This window comes from Streptomyces sp. NPDC041713 (assembly GCF_055591085.1).
Genome location: NZ_JBVIZY010000002.1, coordinates 85,437 through 99,182, shown reverse-complemented (window position 1 = coordinate 99,182; position 13,746 = coordinate 85,437). Strand labels below are relative to the sequence as shown.

Annotated in this window: 14 protein-coding genes; 8 read left to right on the top strand and 6 right to left on the bottom strand. The window is 69.5% G+C overall.

Annotated features, from left to right (window positions below; genetic code table 11):
• Positions 1-78: 78 nt before the first annotated feature.
• From atpA to ACZ6CV_RS05290, 5 genes are all read left to right on the top strand, one after another.
• Positions 79-1,668: a F0F1 ATP synthase subunit alpha gene (gene atpA / locus ACZ6CV_RS05310; protein ID WP_355802785.1), complete on the top strand. Its 1,590-nt coding sequence runs from the start codon at positions 79-81 to the stop codon at positions 1,666-1,668.
• 21 nt (positions 1,669-1,689) lie between these two features.
• Positions 1,690-2,607 (top strand): F0F1 ATP synthase subunit gamma, encoded by a 918-nt coding sequence (locus tag ACZ6CV_RS05305; RefSeq protein WP_355802783.1) that lies wholly within the window; start codon positions 1,690-1,692, stop codon positions 2,605-2,607.
• Positions 2,607-4,049, top strand: coding sequence for a F0F1 ATP synthase subunit beta (gene atpD, locus ACZ6CV_RS05300; RefSeq protein WP_469249697.1), 1,443 nt, complete (start codon positions 2,607-2,609; stop codon positions 4,047-4,049). The genes ACZ6CV_RS05305 and atpD overlap by 1 nt, the downstream gene beginning before the upstream one ends.
• 130 nt (positions 4,050-4,179) lie before the next feature.
• Complete coding sequence (locus ACZ6CV_RS05295; RefSeq protein WP_355802780.1) at positions 4,180-4,551, top strand: F0F1 ATP synthase subunit epsilon; 372 nt, start codon at positions 4,180-4,182, stop codon at positions 4,549-4,551.
• A gap of 146 nt (positions 4,552-4,697) precedes the next feature.
• Positions 4,698-5,147: a DUF2550 domain-containing protein gene (locus ACZ6CV_RS05290; protein ID WP_355802778.1), complete on the top strand. Its 450-nt coding sequence runs from the start codon at positions 4,698-4,700 to the stop codon at positions 5,145-5,147.
• A gap of 60 nt (positions 5,148-5,207) precedes the next feature.
• Here the strand turns inward: ACZ6CV_RS05290 and ACZ6CV_RS05285 are convergent, their stop codons facing one another.
• The 3 genes from ACZ6CV_RS05285 to ACZ6CV_RS05275 all read right to left on the bottom strand — a co-directional run bounded on the left by ACZ6CV_RS05285 (position 5,208) and on the right by ACZ6CV_RS05275 (position 9,095).
• Positions 5,208-7,022 (bottom strand): glycosyl hydrolase family 18 protein, encoded by a 1,815-nt coding sequence (locus ACZ6CV_RS05285; protein ID WP_469249696.1) that lies wholly within the window; start codon positions 7,020-7,022, stop codon positions 5,208-5,210.
• Positions 7,023-7,257: 235 nt separating this feature from the next.
• Positions 7,258-7,908, bottom strand: a complete 651-nt coding sequence (locus ACZ6CV_RS05280) for a response regulator (protein WP_469249695.1) — start codon at positions 7,906-7,908, stop codon at positions 7,258-7,260.
• Positions 7,905-9,095, bottom strand: a complete 1,191-nt coding sequence (locus ACZ6CV_RS05275) for a sensor histidine kinase (RefSeq protein WP_469249694.1) — start codon at positions 9,093-9,095, stop codon at positions 7,905-7,907. The genes ACZ6CV_RS05280 and ACZ6CV_RS05275 overlap by 4 nt, the downstream gene beginning before the upstream one ends.
• A gap of 153 nt (positions 9,096-9,248) precedes the next feature.
• Between ACZ6CV_RS05275 and ACZ6CV_RS05270 the strand changes: the two genes are divergently transcribed.
• A complete protein-coding gene (locus tag ACZ6CV_RS05270) occupies positions 9,249-9,788 on the top strand; it encodes a hypothetical protein (RefSeq protein WP_469249693.1) in 540 nt (179 codons plus the stop codon).
• Between the two features lie 4 nt (positions 9,789-9,792).
• Here the strand turns inward: ACZ6CV_RS05270 and ACZ6CV_RS05265 are convergent, their stop codons facing one another.
• From ACZ6CV_RS05265 to ACZ6CV_RS05255, 3 genes are read right to left on the bottom strand one after another with little or no spacing between them, the layout of a single operon-like run.
• On the bottom strand, positions 9,793-10,380 hold the full coding sequence (locus ACZ6CV_RS05265) for a cob(I)yrinic acid a,c-diamide adenosyltransferase (RefSeq protein ID WP_469249692.1): 588 nt from the start codon (positions 10,378-10,380) through the stop codon (positions 9,793-9,795).
• 13 nt (positions 10,381-10,393) lie between these two features.
• Positions 10,394-11,149 (bottom strand): ABC transporter permease, encoded by a 756-nt coding sequence (locus tag ACZ6CV_RS05260; protein ID WP_469249691.1) that lies wholly within the window; start codon positions 11,147-11,149, stop codon positions 10,394-10,396.
• Between the two features lie 26 nt (positions 11,150-11,175).
• Positions 11,176-11,958, bottom strand: a complete 783-nt coding sequence (locus ACZ6CV_RS05255) for an ABC transporter ATP-binding protein (protein ID WP_469249690.1) — start codon at positions 11,956-11,958, stop codon at positions 11,176-11,178.
• Positions 11,959-12,042: 84 nt separating this feature from the next.
• Between ACZ6CV_RS05255 and ACZ6CV_RS05250 the strand changes: the two genes are divergently transcribed.
• A complete protein-coding gene (locus ACZ6CV_RS05250; protein ID WP_469249689.1) occupies positions 12,043-12,684 on the top strand; it encodes a TetR/AcrR family transcriptional regulator in 642 nt (213 codons plus the stop codon).
• A 147-nt stretch (positions 12,685-12,831) separates the two neighbouring features.
• On the top strand, positions 12,832-13,680 hold the full coding sequence (locus tag ACZ6CV_RS05245) for a 3-hydroxyacyl-CoA dehydrogenase family protein (protein WP_355802761.1): 849 nt from the start codon (positions 12,832-12,834) through the stop codon (positions 13,678-13,680).
• The last annotated feature ends 66 nt before the right edge of the window (positions 13,681-13,746 follow it).

Sequence of the window (13,746 nt, the reverse complement as noted above, 5' to 3'; positions counted from 1 at the left end):
CGTGCAGAGGATTCCTGGGGGCTGACCCCAGACCCCCCAAGAAAACTTCGGGCCCAACAAGGAGAGCAGGGAACCCAGATGGCGGAGCTCACGATCCGGCCGGAGGAGATCCGGGACGCGCTGGAGAACTTTGTCCAGGCGTACAAGCCGGACGCGGCCTCGCGCGAGGAGGTCGGTACGGTCACCGTCGCCGGCGACGGTATTGCCAAGGTCGAGGGCCTGCCCTCGGCGATGGCGAACGAGCTGCTGAAGTTCGAGGACGGCACCCTCGGCCTCGCGCTGAACCTCGAAGAGCGCGAGATCGGCGCCGTCGTCCTCGGCGAGTTCAGCGGTATCGAGGAGGGCCAGCCGGTGCAGCGCACCGGTGAGGTGCTCTCCGTCGCCGTGGGCGAGGGCTACCTCGGCCGCGTCGTCGACCCGCTCGGCACCCCGATCGACGGCCTCGGCGAGATCGAGACCAGCGGACGTCGCGCCCTCGAGCTGCAGGCCCCCACGGTCATGCAGCGCAAGTCGGTGCACGAGCCGATGGAGACCGGCTACAAGGCCGTCGACGCGATGACCCCGATCGGCCGTGGCCAGCGTCAGCTGATCATCGGTGACCGTCAGACCGGCAAGACCGCCCTGGCCGTCGACACGATCATCAACCAGCGCGACAACTGGCGCTCGGGCGACGTGAACAAGCAGGTGCGCTGCATCTACGTCGCCATCGGTCAGAAGGGCTCCACCATCGCCTCCGTGCGCGGTGCCCTCGAAGAGGCCGGCGCGCTGGAGTACACGACCATCGTCGCCGCCCCGGCGTCCGACCCGGCCGGCTTCAAGTACCTGGCGCCGTACACCGGTTCGGCCATCGGCCAGCAGTGGATGTACGAGGGCAAGCACGTCCTCATCATCTTCGACGACCTCTCCAAGCAGGCCGACGCCTACCGCGCCGTGTCCCTGCTGCTCCGCCGCCCGCCGGGGCGCGAGGCCTACCCGGGTGACGTCTTCTACCTGCACTCGCGTCTGCTCGAGCGCTGCGCGAAGCTCTCGGACGAGCTGGGCAAGGGCTCGATGACCGGTCTGCCGATCGTCGAGACCAAGGCGAACGACGTGTCGGCGTTCATCCCGACCAACGTCATCTCCATCACCGACGGCCAGTGCTTCCTGGAGTCGGACCTCTTCAACGCCGGTCAGCGCCCCGCGCTGAACGTCGGTATCTCCGTCTCCCGAGTCGGTGGTTCCGCGCAGCACAAGGCGATGAAGCAGGTCTCCGGACGCCTGCGCGTGGACCTCGCCCAGTTCCGTGAGCTGGAGGCGTTCGCCGCCTTCGGTTCCGACCTGGACGCGGCGTCCAAGGCCCAGCTCGAGCGCGGCCAGCGCATGGTCGAGCTGCTCAAGCAGCCGCAGTACGAGCCGATGGCGACCGAGGACCAGGTCGTCTCCGTGTGGGCCGGTACGACGGGCCGCATGGACGAGGTGCCCGTCAAGGACATCCGCCGCTTCGAGCGCGAGCTCCTCGAGTACCTGCACCGCAAGGAGCAGGGCCTCATGACCTCCATCAAGGAGGGCGGCAAGATGTCGGACGACACCCTGCAGGCCGTCGGCGACGCCATCGCGGAGTTCAAGAAGCAGTTCGAGACCTCGGACGGGAAGCTTCTCGGCGAGGACGCTCCGGCCGCCGCCAAGTGACGTAAGGAAGGGACCTGACTCATGGGAGCCCAGCTCCGGGTCTACAAGCGTCGCATCCGATCCGTCACCGCGACCAAGAAGATCACGAAGGCGATGGAGATGATCGCCGCCTCGCGCGTCGTCAAGGCGCAGCGCAAGGTGGCGGCCTCCACGCCGTACGCGACCGAGCTCACCCGCGCGGTCACGGCGGTCGGCACTGGTTCGAACACGAAGCACCCGCTGACGACCGAGGCGGAGACGGCGACCCGTTCCGCGGTTCTGCTCCTCACGAGCGACCGCGGACTGGCCGGCGCCTTCAACTCCAACGCCATCAAGGCCGCGGAGCAGCTCACCGAGCGTCTCGAGGCCGAGGGCAAGGAGGTCGACACGTACATCGTCGGCCGCCGCGGTCTGTCCCACTACAACTTCCGCGAGCGCAAGGTCGCGGAGTCGTGGTCGGGCTTCACCGATGAGCCCACGTACGCGGATGCCAAGAAGGTCGCGGTGCCGCTGATCGAGGCCATCGAGAAGGAGACGGCGGAGGGCGGCGTGGACGAGATCCACATCGTCTACACCGAGTTCATCTCGATGATGACGCAGACGGCCATCGACGGCCGGCTGCTGCCGCTCAGCCTCGAGGACGTCGCGGAGGAGTCGCCCACCAAGGGTGAGCTTCTTCCGCTGTACGACTTCGAGCCGTCGGCGGAGGACGTCCTCGACGCCCTGCTGCCGCGCTACGTCGAGAGCCGAATCTACAACGCGATGCTCCAGTCGGCTGCCTCCAAGCACGCCGCCACGCGCCGCGCGATGAAGTCGGCGACCGACAACGCCGGGGATCTGATCAACAGCCTCTCCCGGCTTGCCAACGCGGCCCGCCAGGCCGAAATCACCCAGGAAATCAGCGAGATCGTCGGCGGCACAGCAGCCCTGGCCGACGCGACCGCGGGGAGTGACAAGTAATGACGACCACTGTTGAGACGGCCGTTGCCACGGGCCGCGTCGCCCGGGTCATCGGCCCGGTCGTCGACGTGGAGTTCCCCGTCGACGCGATGCCGGAGATCTACAACGCGCTGCACGCCCAGGTCGACGACCCGGCCACGCCGGGCGCGAAGAAGACGCTGACCCTCGAGGTCGCCCAGCACCTGGGTGACGGCGTGGTCCGCGCGATCTCGATGCAGCCCACCGACGGCCTGGTCCGCCAGGCGCCCGTCACCGACACCGGCAAGGGCATCTCGGTGCCGGTCGGCGACGTGACCAAGGGCCGTGTGTTCAACACCCTCGGCGAGGTCCTGAACGACGACCCGTCCACGGTCGCCGACGCCGAGCGCTGGACGATCCACCGCAAGGCCCCGGCCTTCGACCAGCTCGAGTCCAAGACCGAGATGTTCGAGACCGGCCTGAAGGTCGTCGACCTTCTCACCCCGTACGTCAAGGGTGGAAAGATCGGTCTGTTCGGTGGTGCCGGTGTCGGCAAGACCGTGCTGATCCAGGAAATGATCGTCCGTGTGGCCAAGCTGCACGACGGTGTCTCCGTCTTCGCCGGTGTCGGCGAGCGCACCCGTGAGGGCAACGACCTCATGGTCGAGATGGAGGAAGCCGGCGTTCTGGACAAGACCGCGCTGGTCTTCGGCCAGATGGACGAGCCGCCGGGCACGCGTCTGCGTGTCGCCCTGGCCGGTCTGACCATGGCGGAGTACTTCCGCGATGTGCAGAAGCAGGACGTGCTGTTCTTCATCGACAACATCTTCCGCTTCACGCAGGCCGGTTCCGAGGTCTCGACCCTGCTCGGCCGTATGCCGTCCGCGGTGGGTTACCAGCCGAACCTGGCCGACGAGATGGGTCTCCTCCAGGAGCGCATCACGTCGACCCGTGGTCACTCGATCACCTCGATGCAGGCGATCTACGTCCCCGCGGACGACCTGACCGACCCGGCCCCGGCCACCACGTTCGCCCACCTCGACGCGACGACGGTGCTTTCCCGTCCGATCTCCGAGAAGGGCATCTACCCGGCCGTGGACCCGCTGGACTCCACGTCCCGCATCCTGGACCCGCGCTACATCGCGCAGGACCACTACAACACCGCCATGCGTGTCAAGGGGATCCTCCAGAAGTACAAGGACCTCCAGGACATCATCGCGATCCTCGGCATCGACGAGCTCAGCGAAGAGGACAAGCTCGTCGTCGCCCGTGCCCGTCGCGTGGAGCGCTTCCTGTCGCAGAACACCCACGCCGCCAAGCAGTTCACCGGCGTGGACGGCTCGGACGTCTCCCTCGACGAGTCGATCACGGCCTTCAACGCCATCTGCGACGGCGAGTACGACCACTTCCCCGAGCAGGCCTTCTTCATGTGCGGTGGTCTCGAGGACCTCAAGAAGAACGCCAAGGAGCTCGGCGTCTCCTGAGCTTTCGCTCGATCCGGAGAGGGGCGGGGACACCCCGCGCAGGGGCCGTGTCCCGCCCCTCTCCGTACGCCCACTAGAATTTGACCCAACACCCGGCGAAGCCGCCGGGTGGTGACCCGAGGAGCCACCCTTGGCTGCTGAGCTGCATGTCGAGCTGGTCGCAGCGGACCGCAGTGTCTGGTCCGGTGAGGCCACCCTGGTCGTCGCGCGCACCACGTCCGGCGACATCGGCGTCATGCCCGGTCACCAGCCGCTGCTCGGTGTGCTGGAATCGGGCCCGGTGACCATTCGTACGAGCGACGGCGGCACGGTCGTCGCCGCTGTCCACGGAGGATTCATCTCCTTCGCGGACGACAAGCTGTCGCTGCTGGCCGAGATCGCGGAGCTCTCCGACGAGATCGACGTCCAGCGCGCGGAGCGGGCGCTGGAGCGCGCGAAGTCGGAGGCCGACGCCTCCGCCGAGCGGCGTGCCGACGTCCGACTGCGTGCGGCGACGCGCTGACCTCAGCGCGCGCGGCGTAACGTGACTCAGCCGCGGCCAGGTCCGGGAACATTCCGGACCGGGTCGCGGCTGAGGCAATGCGGGTGCAATGTGTTGGTCCGTTGTCGGCCCTTCGGCCGACGGTAGAGGCGAGGAGGTCGGTGCCGATGATCCTCACTCTGCTCGTGTGCGGACTTGCTTTGATCGTGCTGGTGTTGGTGGGGCTCTTCGTCTTCGGACTGCGGCGCCGGCTGATCCAGCGCTCCGGCGGCACCTTCGACTGCAGCCTGCGCTGGAACGCCCCGGAGAAGGGGGACACGTCCGGCAAGGGCTGGGGGTACGGGGTCGCCCGCTACAACGGCGACCGGGTCGAGTGGTACCGCGTCTTCTCGTACGCGCCGCGGCCCCGCCGGGTCCTGGAGCGTTCGGCCATCGAGGTCGTGGACCGGCGCGCGCCGGACGGCGAGGAGGAGCTGGCCCTGCTCTCCGACGCGATCGTCCTCGGCTGCCTGCACCGTGGCTCCCGCCTGGAACTGGCGATGAGCGAGGACGCCCTGACGGGTTTCCTGGCCTGGCTGGAGGCGGCGCCGCCAGGGCAACGCGTCAACGTGGCGTGACATGAAGAAGCCGGGAAGACAGGGGGCGATCCCGTCTTCCCGGCTTCGTATCGGGGACGGTTACTTCAGACCGTCGTTGATGGCGGACACCAACTCACCGTTGGAGGTGTCGCCGCTGAACTCCCAGAAGAACGCGCCGCCGAGCCCCTGCTGCTTGGCCCACGTCATCTTCGCCCGCACCGTCGCGGGGGTGTCGTAGGACCACCAGTTGGTGCCGCAGTGGGCATACGCGGTCCCGGCCACCGTGCCGTTGGACGGGCAGGAGTTCTTGAGGACCTTGTAGTCCTCGATGCCCGCCTCGTACGTCCCGGGCGCCGCGCCGGTGGCCGTGCCGCCCGGCTCCTTCTGGGTGACACCCGTCCACCCGCGGCCGTAGAAGCCGATGCCGAGCAGGAGCTTGGCCGAGGGGACGCCCTTCGCCTTCAGCTTGGCGATGGCGGCGGCGGAGTTGAAGCCCTCCTTCGGGATGCCCGGGTAGGACGTGAGCGGGGAGTGCGGGGCCGTCGGGCCCTTGGCGTCCCACGCGCCGAAGAAGTCGTACGTCATCACGTTGTACCAGTCGGCGTACTGCGAGGCGCCGCCGTAGTCGGCCGCGTCCAGCTTGCCGCCGTCCGAGCCGTCCGCGGAGATCGCGGCGGTGACCAGGCTCTTCGAGCCGAACTCGGAGCGGAAGGCCTGCATCATGTTCTTGAAGACGGCCGGACCGCTGGTGTCGCAGGACAGCCCGCAGGCGTTCGGGTACTCCCAGTCCAGGTCGATGCCGTCGAAGACGTCGGCCCAGCGCGGGTCCTCGACCAGGTCGTGGCAGGACTTGGCGAACGCCGCCGGGTTCTTCATGGCGTCGGTGAAGCCGCCGGACCAGGTCCAGCCGCCGAAGGACCAGAGGATCTTGACGTTCGGGTACTTGGCCTTGAGCTTGCGCAGCTGGTTGAAGTTGCCGCGCAGCGGCTGGTCCCAGGTGTCGGCGACGCCGTCGACGCTCTGGTCGGCGGTGTAGGCCTTGTCGATCGCCGCGTAGGAGTCGCCCATGGTGCACTTGCCGCCCTGGACGTTGCCGAAGCTGTAGTTGATGTGCGTGATCTTGTCCGCAGAGCCGGAGGTCGCGATGTTCTTCGCGTGGTAGTTGCGCTGGTAGACGCCCCACTCGGTGAAGTAGCCGAGCTTGACCTTGTCGCCGGGCTCGGGGTCGGGGCCGCCGCCGCCCGTGGTGCGGACCTTGACGGCGCCGCTCGCGGGACCCGTCTGGTCGGCGGTGTCACGGGCCTGGACGGTGTACGAGTAGTCGGTGCCGGCGGTCAGTCCGGTGTCGCCGTACGAGGTGCCGGTGACCGTGGCGACCTTGGCGCCGTCGCGCAGGACGTCGTAGTTCTTGACGCCCTTGTCGTCGGTGGCGGCCTTCCAGTCGAGCTTGACCGAGGTGTCGGTGATGCCGGACGCGGTCGGGGTGCCGGGTGCGCTCGGCGGGTTGTCGCCGGGGACGCTGCCGCCGTCACAGCTCGCGCCGTTCAGCTCGCACTTGGAGGGGGCGCCGGGACCGCTGCCGTTGAACCCGAAGGAGACCGAGGCGCCGGGGGCGAGCGTCCCGTTCCAGCCGACGTTCTTGGCACTCCAGCGGGTGCCGGAGTTGGTGACGGTGGCGTCCCAGGCGGAGGTCACCTTGGTGTCGGAGGGGAAGTCCCAGGCGACGTTCCAGGAGCTGATCGTGGTGGTGCCGGTGTTCTTGATCGTCCACTTGCCCTCAAAGCCGCCGCCCCAGTCCTGGGTCTTGGCGTACGTGGCGGTGGCCGCGGGTGCGGCGTCCGGGGCGGCTTCGGCGGATCCGCCGAGGGCGACCAGGGTGGCGAGCGGGAGCAGCAGTGTGGTGACCGCCGCCACGGCTCGGTGTCTGGATCCGACTCTCGGGCGTGCGGTGCTGTGAGTGAAGCGCACGAGTGCTCCTCGGGTGAGTTCCGGGGGGTCTGAGGGGTTGGGACCCTGCGCCGCCCGTGAGCACGTGGACACGTGGGGGAGTGCTCACCGCAGTGCGGTGAGAATAGAAAGGTCTGGACCATCGGTCAAGAGGTCTGTACCAGTGGCCGGTTCGCGCCGGTCGGAATCCCGGCCGCGCCGGTCAGACGCCCAACTCCTGTGCCAGTACGGCGGCTTGGACCCGGCTGCGCAGTTCCAGCTTGCCGAGCATCCGGCTGACGTGCGTCTTCACCGTCGCCTCCGCCATGGCGAGCCGGGCGGCGATCTCCGCGTTCGACAGGCCCTCGCCGATGCAGGAGAGCACCTCGCGCTCGCGGCGGGTGAGGCTGTCGAGGACGGCCGGGTCCGGCGCGTGCTCGTCCCGTACGGCCCTCGACGGGGCACCGAACTCGGCGATCAGCCGGCGGGTGACGGCCGGCGCGATGAGCCCCTCGCCGCGCGCCACCGTACGGACGCCCTCAAGGAGGTCCTTCGCCTCGGTGTTCTTCAGGAGGAAGCCGGAGGCGCCCGCGCGCAGCGCACCGAACACGTACGCGTCGAGGTCGAAGGTGGTCAGGACCAGGACGTCGGCGAGCCGCTCGGCGACGACCTGCCGGGTCGCCGCCACCCCGTCCATGCGTGGCATCTGGATGTCCATCAGGACCAGGTCGGGGCGGAGTTCGCGGGCGAGCGCGACGGCCTCCTCGCCGTCCGCGGCCTCGCCGACGACCTCGATGTCGGGGGCGCTGCGCAGGATCAGCACCAGCCCCGCGCGCACGGCCGACTGGTCTTCGGCGACCAACACCCGGATCATTCCTTGGCTCCTTCGTCCGCGGGGTCGACGGGCAGGGTCGCGAAGACGTTCCAGACCTTGCCGTCGGGGCTGCTCTCGGGGCCCGACGCGAAGGCGCCGCCGAGGAGTTCGGTGCGCTCGCGCATGCCGACGAGCCCGGCTCCCGAGCCCGGCGCGCGGGGCCCCGAGCGATCGCCGTACGGGCTGCTCACCCGGATCGTCAGGGCGCGCGGCAGCTGCTCGATGGCGACGGTGACGACGCCGGGCGAGGCGTGCTTGAGGGCGTTCGTCAGAGACTCCTGCACGATCCGGTAGGCCGCGAGCTCCACGGGCGCGGGCAGCTTGGGGCCCGCGGGGGTGCGGGCGTCGTCGAGTGCGACGTCGAGGCCGTTGGTGCGGAAGCCGTCGAGCAGGGCGGCGAGGCCCTCCAGGGTGGGCGCGGCCGCCGGTTCCAGGTCGCCGCTCTGGTCGCGCAGGATGCCGATGAGGCGGCGCATCTCGGCGAGCCCCTCGACGCTGTTCTCGCGGATGACGGCGAGCGCGTCCCTGCTCGTCGCCGGGTCGTCGAGGGAGAGCGCGGCGGTGGAGTGGATGGCGATCGCGGAGAGGTGGCCCGCGACCATGTCGTGCAGCTCGCGGGCCATCCGCGCGCGCTCGGCGGAGACGGCCTGGACGCGGTCCATCTCGGCGAGCAGCGCGGTCTGTTCGGCCCGCAGCTTGGCCGCGGCCGTCGCCTCGCGGTGGTTGCGCACCAGGACGCCGGTGGCGGCCGGGGTGAAGGCCACGATCGCGGTCGCCACGCCGAGCAGGACGGCCTGCGGGTCCTGCCACCAGGCGAGGAAGGCGATGGTCAGGGCCACGGTGATGAGGCCGGTGGTGATCGGGATGCGCCGGGCGGCGGCCGGGGTGCCGTAGACGACGGCCGCGTACATGATGTCCGTGAACATCAGGATCGACGCGAGGTTGCCCGCCGTGAACTGGTCGGCCACCAGCGCGAAGGTGGCGACGACGAGGGCGAACTGCGGTCGGCTGCTGCGCAGCAGTTCGAGCCCGGCCAGGACGAGGAGCGGCACCAGCGCCCAGTGGGTGCCCAGCGGCCGGTCGCTCTGCGACTCGAGGCCGAGCGCCCACAGCGCGAGCCCGCACAGCAGGCTGCCCACGGCGATCTGCACGTCGACGCGCTGCGGGCGGGGGAGGGTCGGGGCCATGCGTCCATCCAACACGGTGGGGTGGTGCCACGCCTGGTCCTGGGGGAGGAACCGCCCGCTACATCGAAGGATGCAGTGCCGTTTCGTCACTGACGACGATGATCGTGACCCGGTGCGACGGAAGTCTGGAGGGGTGAACGAGAGGAGAGCGTCGTGATCGTCGCGCTGATCATCATCTGCGAGGCCGGCTTCTGGGTGCTGCTGGCCGCCGGGCTCGTCCTGCGCTACTGGGCGAAGATGCCGCGTGCGAGCGTGGCCGTGCTGCTGTGCGAGCCGCTGCTCGAAGTCCTGCTGTTCGTCGTCACCGCGATCGACCTGAAGAACGGCGCCGAGCCGGACTGGAAGCACGGCCTGGCCGCCGTGTACATCGGCTACTCGATCGCCCTCGGCCACTACACGGTCAAGTGGGTCGACGTCCGCGTCGCCCACCGCTTCGCGGGCGGCCCCGCCCCTTCGACCCCGAAGTACGGCACGGCCCGCGCCGTCCACGAGTGGAAGATCGCCGCCCGCTGGGTCCTCGCCGCCCTCATCGCCATGGCGCTGCTGCAGGGCGCGGTCTGGTACGTGGGCGGGGACGGCGAGGTCTCCTCGCTGCGGATGTGGCAGCAGCGGATGCTGTGGGTGATCGGGATCAACCTGATCATCGCCGCGACGTACACGCTCTTCCCGAAGAAGGCGCCCGTCGGTGCGTGAGGCCCTACCGCTCGCCGCCCGGCACCCACAGCACGTCGCCGACCGCCTTGTTCGCCGTACGGGCGAGGATGAAGAGCAGGTCGGAGAGGCGGTTGAGGTAGGTGGCGGTGAGCGGGTTCATGCTGCCGTCCTGCGCACCGGAGCCGTGCACCTCGAAGGCGGCCCACGTCGAGCGCTCGGCCCGCCGCACCACCGTGCACGCCTGGTGCAGCAGCGCCGCGCCGGGCGTGCCGCCCGGCAGGATGAAGCTGCGGAGCTTCTCCAGCTCCTCCAGGAAGCGGTCGCAGTCCGCCTCCAGCTTGTCGATGTAGGACTGCTCGACGCGCAGCGGCGGGTACTTCGGGTCCTCGACGACGGGGGTGGAGAGGTCGGCGCCCACGTCGAAGAGGTCGTTCTGCACCCGGACCAGGACCTTGACGACCTCCGCGTCGAGCTGACCGAGGGCGATCGCCGTGCCGATCGCGGCGTTGGCCTCGTTGGCGTCCGCGTACGCCGCGATCCGCAGATCGGTCTTGGCGGTGCGGCTCATGTCGCCGAGGGCGGTGGTGCCCTGGTCGCCGGTCCTGGTGTAGATGCGCGTCAGATTGACCATGGGGTCAGCCTAGTTACGCGCCCGCCCTGCGGAAGACACGTGTGCCCACCGTCACGGACCCGAGCGTGAGGGCCGCCGCCGTTAGGACGCCGTACAGCATCGCCGCCCCCGCGTAGTCGCCCACGTACGCAGCCCGCACCGCGTCCACCAGATAGCGGAACGGCATGAAGTGCGAGAGCACGTCCAGCCAGCCGGGTGCGAGCGCCATCGGCAGCATCAGGCCGGAGAGCAGCATCGCGGGCATGCTGACCGCGTTGACGACGGGACCGAACTCGTGCGGCTTGGAGACGAGCATCGCGAGCGCGTACGAGAGGGACGCGAGGACGATCGTCAGGACCCCGACGAAGGCGAAGCCGACGAGGATCCCGACGAGCGGCGCCCGCAGCCCCATCGCGACGGCCGCGAGGACGAGCAGCACCGCCTGGAAGACGAAGAGCGCGGCGTCGCGGAGCACCCGGCCGAGCAGCAGCGCGAGCCGGCTGACCGGCGTCACCCGCATCCGCTCCACCACCCCGAACTGCTTCTCGATGATGAGCGCGAACCCGCTGTACGAGGCGCCGAACAGGCCGAGTTGGAGCAGCAGCCCCGGCACGAGCACCTGCCAGGAGTCACCGCGCGAGCCGAGCGGCAGGCCGGTCAGGAGCGGGCCGAAGAAGAGCAGGTAGAGCAGCGGCATCAGGACGCCGAAGAGGATCTGGAAGGGGGAGCGCAGGGTCTGGCGGGCGTACCGCCCGAAGATCAGCGCGGTGTCGGTGAGGAACGCGGACATAGGTGGGGTCCCGTGGGTGTGAGGGTTCAGACGGCGGCCGGTGCCGCGTCCTTGGGGGCGAGGTCGCGTCCGGTGATCGCCAGGAACGTGTCCTGGAGCGAGGCGTCGATGGACCCGCCGTACCGCAGCTTGAGCGCGCTCGGCATGCCCTCGGCGACCACGACGCCTTTGTCGATGATCACCAGGCGGTCGCAGAGCGCGTCGGCCTCGTCGAGGTAGTGGGTGGTCAGGACGACGGTGGTGCCGTGCTCGTCGCGCAGCCGCCGCACCAGCGCCCACAGGTCGGCCCTGCTGCCCGGGTCGAGCCCCGTCGTCGGTTCGTCGAGGAAGAGCACCTCGGGCCGGTGCATGAGGCCCATGGCGATGTCCAGGCGCCGCCGCTGACCGCCAGAGAGCGTCGCGCAGGGGCGGTCGAGGAATTCGGTGAGGCCGAGGTCGTCTGCCAACTCGGCCGCGCGCGACGTGGCGTGATCCTTCGTCAGGCGGTAGAGGCGGCCCTGGGTGACCAGTTCCTCGCGTACGGAGACGCTGAGGTCGACGCCGCCGGACTGGGCCACGTACCCGATCGCGCGCCGCACGGCGGCCGGGTCGCGGGCCAGGTCGTGGCCGGCGACGGTGGCGGCGCCGCCGGTGGGGGCCAGGAGCGTGGTCAGCATGCGCAGCGTCGTCGTCTTGCCCGCGCCGTTGGGTCCGAGGAAGCCGAGGATCTCGCCGGGGGCGACGGTGAGGTCGATGCCGCGCACGGCGTCGACGGGGCCGCGCTTGGTCCGGAAGGTCCGGGTGAGTCCGGCCGTGCTGATGATTGCCATGGCGACCAGAAAAACAGAGTCCCTTAAATTTTGCAATCGCCCCAAGTTTTCAGTTGCCCAAGGAAGGGGCCGTAGGGTGAGGCCATGGCTGAAGGGCTCAGGGAGCGCAAGAAGCGGCAGACGAAGCAGCGGATCTCGGACATCGCGACCGGGCTCTTCCTGGAGCACGGCTTCGTCACGGTGACCGTCGCGGACGTCGCGGAAGCCGCCGACGTCTCGGTGAACACGGTCTACAACTACTTCCCGGCCAAGGAGGACCTCTTCCTCGACCGGGGCGCCGACGTCGTCGACCGGCTCTCCCGCCACGTCCGCGGCCGCCGCGCCGGGGAGTCCGCGGCCGACGCCGTCCTGCGCGAGCTGCGCACCGACGTGGAGGGCGTCTCGCCGGCCGTCGGGCTCTTCCCCGGCTGGGCCGACTTCATGAAGGTCATCACCGAGGCGCACGCCCTGCGCTCCCGGCTCTGGGCGATCCAGCAGGAGGCCCTCGACAACCTCACCAGGACCCTCGCCGAGGAGACCGGAGCCGCCGAGGGCGACCCGCTGCCCGGGCTCGTCGCCGGACAGCTCTCCTGGGTGCACAGCACGCTGATGGCGTGGATCGGCGACGAGATGACCAAGGGCCGGCGGCCGGCCGAAGTCTCCCGTGACGCCCTCGGTCTGCTGGACGAGATGGAGGACCTGCTGAGCGAGAAGGTCCTCAACTACGCGCCGCGCGCCGCCGAATGACACGTACCGGTGTGATGTCCGTCATGTGAGACGTGACGCGCGTTACTTCACTGCCACAGGCGACCTCACGACCGCTAACGTGCGCCGAAGAGGCATACGTAAAGAGCGTGTGAGCCAAGCGTGATCAGCGGTAGGGGAGTCGGAACAGTGGCAGGGAAGCTCGCCGTCATCGGAGCCGGACTCATGGGGTCCGGCATCGCTCAGGTCTCCGCCCAGGCGGGCTGGGACGTCGTCCTGCGCGACGTCACCGACGAGGCCCTGACCCGGGGCACCGACGGCATCAAGGCGTCGTACGACAAGTTCGTGGGCAAGGGCAAGCTCGCGGCCGACGACGCCGAGGCGGCGCTCGCCCGCATCACCACGACCACCGACCTGGACGCGGTCGCCGACGCGGACATCGTCGTCGAGGCCGTCTTCGAGAAGCTCGAGGTCAAGCACGAGATCTTCCGCACGCTCGACAAGCTCGTGCGGGACGACGCCGTGCTCGCCTCCAACACCTCCGCCATCCCGATCACCAAGATCGCGGCCGTGACGGAGCGTCCGGAGCGCGTCGTCGGCGCCCACTTCTTCTCGCCGGTGCCGATGATGCAGCTCTGCGAGCTGGTGCGCGGCTACAAGACCAGCGACGAAACCCTCGCCCGCACCCGGGAGTTCGCCGAGTCCGTCGGCAAGACCTGCATCGTCGTCAACCGCGACGTGGCCGGCTTCGTGACGACCCGGCTGATCTCCGCGCTCGTCGTCGAGGCGGCGAAGCTCTACGAGTCGGGCGTCGCCACCGCCGAGGACATCGACATCGCCTGCAAGCTCGGCTTCGGGCACGCCATGGGGCCGCTCGCGACGGCCGACCTCACCGGCGTCGACATCCTGCTGCACGCCACGAGCAACATCTACACGGAGTCCCAGGACGAGAAGTTCGCGCCGCCGGAGCTGATGCGCCGGATGGTTGACGCCGGTGACATCGGGCGCAAGAGCGGGCAGGGGTTCTACAAGCACTGAACCAGCACTGACGTACGCCGTCTGACGACCCGTCGGGCGCATCGCCGCCCCACGGGTCACCCCTCG

Excerpts from the sequence above, each read along its gene's own strand:
- ACZ6CV_RS05290 (WP_355802778.1), top strand. The coding sequence starts at position 4,698 with ATGATCCTCACTCTGCTCGTGTGCGGACTTGCTTTGATCGTGCTGGTG.
- atpA (WP_355802785.1), top strand. The coding sequence starts at position 79 with ATGGCGGAGCTCACGATCCGGCCGGAGGAGATCCGGGACGCGCTGGAG.
- ACZ6CV_RS05275 (WP_469249694.1), bottom strand. The coding sequence starts at position 9,095 with ATGGCCCCGACCCTCCCCCGCCCGCAGCGCGTCGACGTGCAGATCGCC.
- ACZ6CV_RS05265 (WP_469249692.1), bottom strand. The coding sequence starts at position 10,380 with ATGGTCAATCTGACGCGCATCTACACCAGGACCGGCGACCAGGGCACC.
- ACZ6CV_RS05305 (WP_355802783.1), top strand. The coding sequence starts at position 1,690 with ATGGGAGCCCAGCTCCGGGTCTACAAGCGTCGCATCCGATCCGTCACC.
- ACZ6CV_RS05260 (WP_469249691.1), bottom strand. The coding sequence starts at position 11,149 with ATGTCCGCGTTCCTCACCGACACCGCGCTGATCTTCGGGCGGTACGCC.
- ACZ6CV_RS05280 (WP_469249695.1), bottom strand. The coding sequence starts at position 7,908 with ATGATCCGGGTGTTGGTCGCCGAAGACCAGTCGGCCGTGCGCGCGGGG.
- ACZ6CV_RS05255 (WP_469249690.1), bottom strand. The coding sequence starts at position 11,958 with ATGGCAATCATCAGCACGGCCGGACTCACCCGGACCTTCCGGACCAAG.
- ACZ6CV_RS05250 (WP_469249689.1), top strand. The coding sequence starts at position 12,043 with ATGGCTGAAGGGCTCAGGGAGCGCAAGAAGCGGCAGACGAAGCAGCGG.
- atpD (WP_469249697.1), top strand. The coding sequence starts at position 2,607 with ATGACGACCACTGTTGAGACGGCCGTTGCCACGGGCCGCGTCGCCCGG.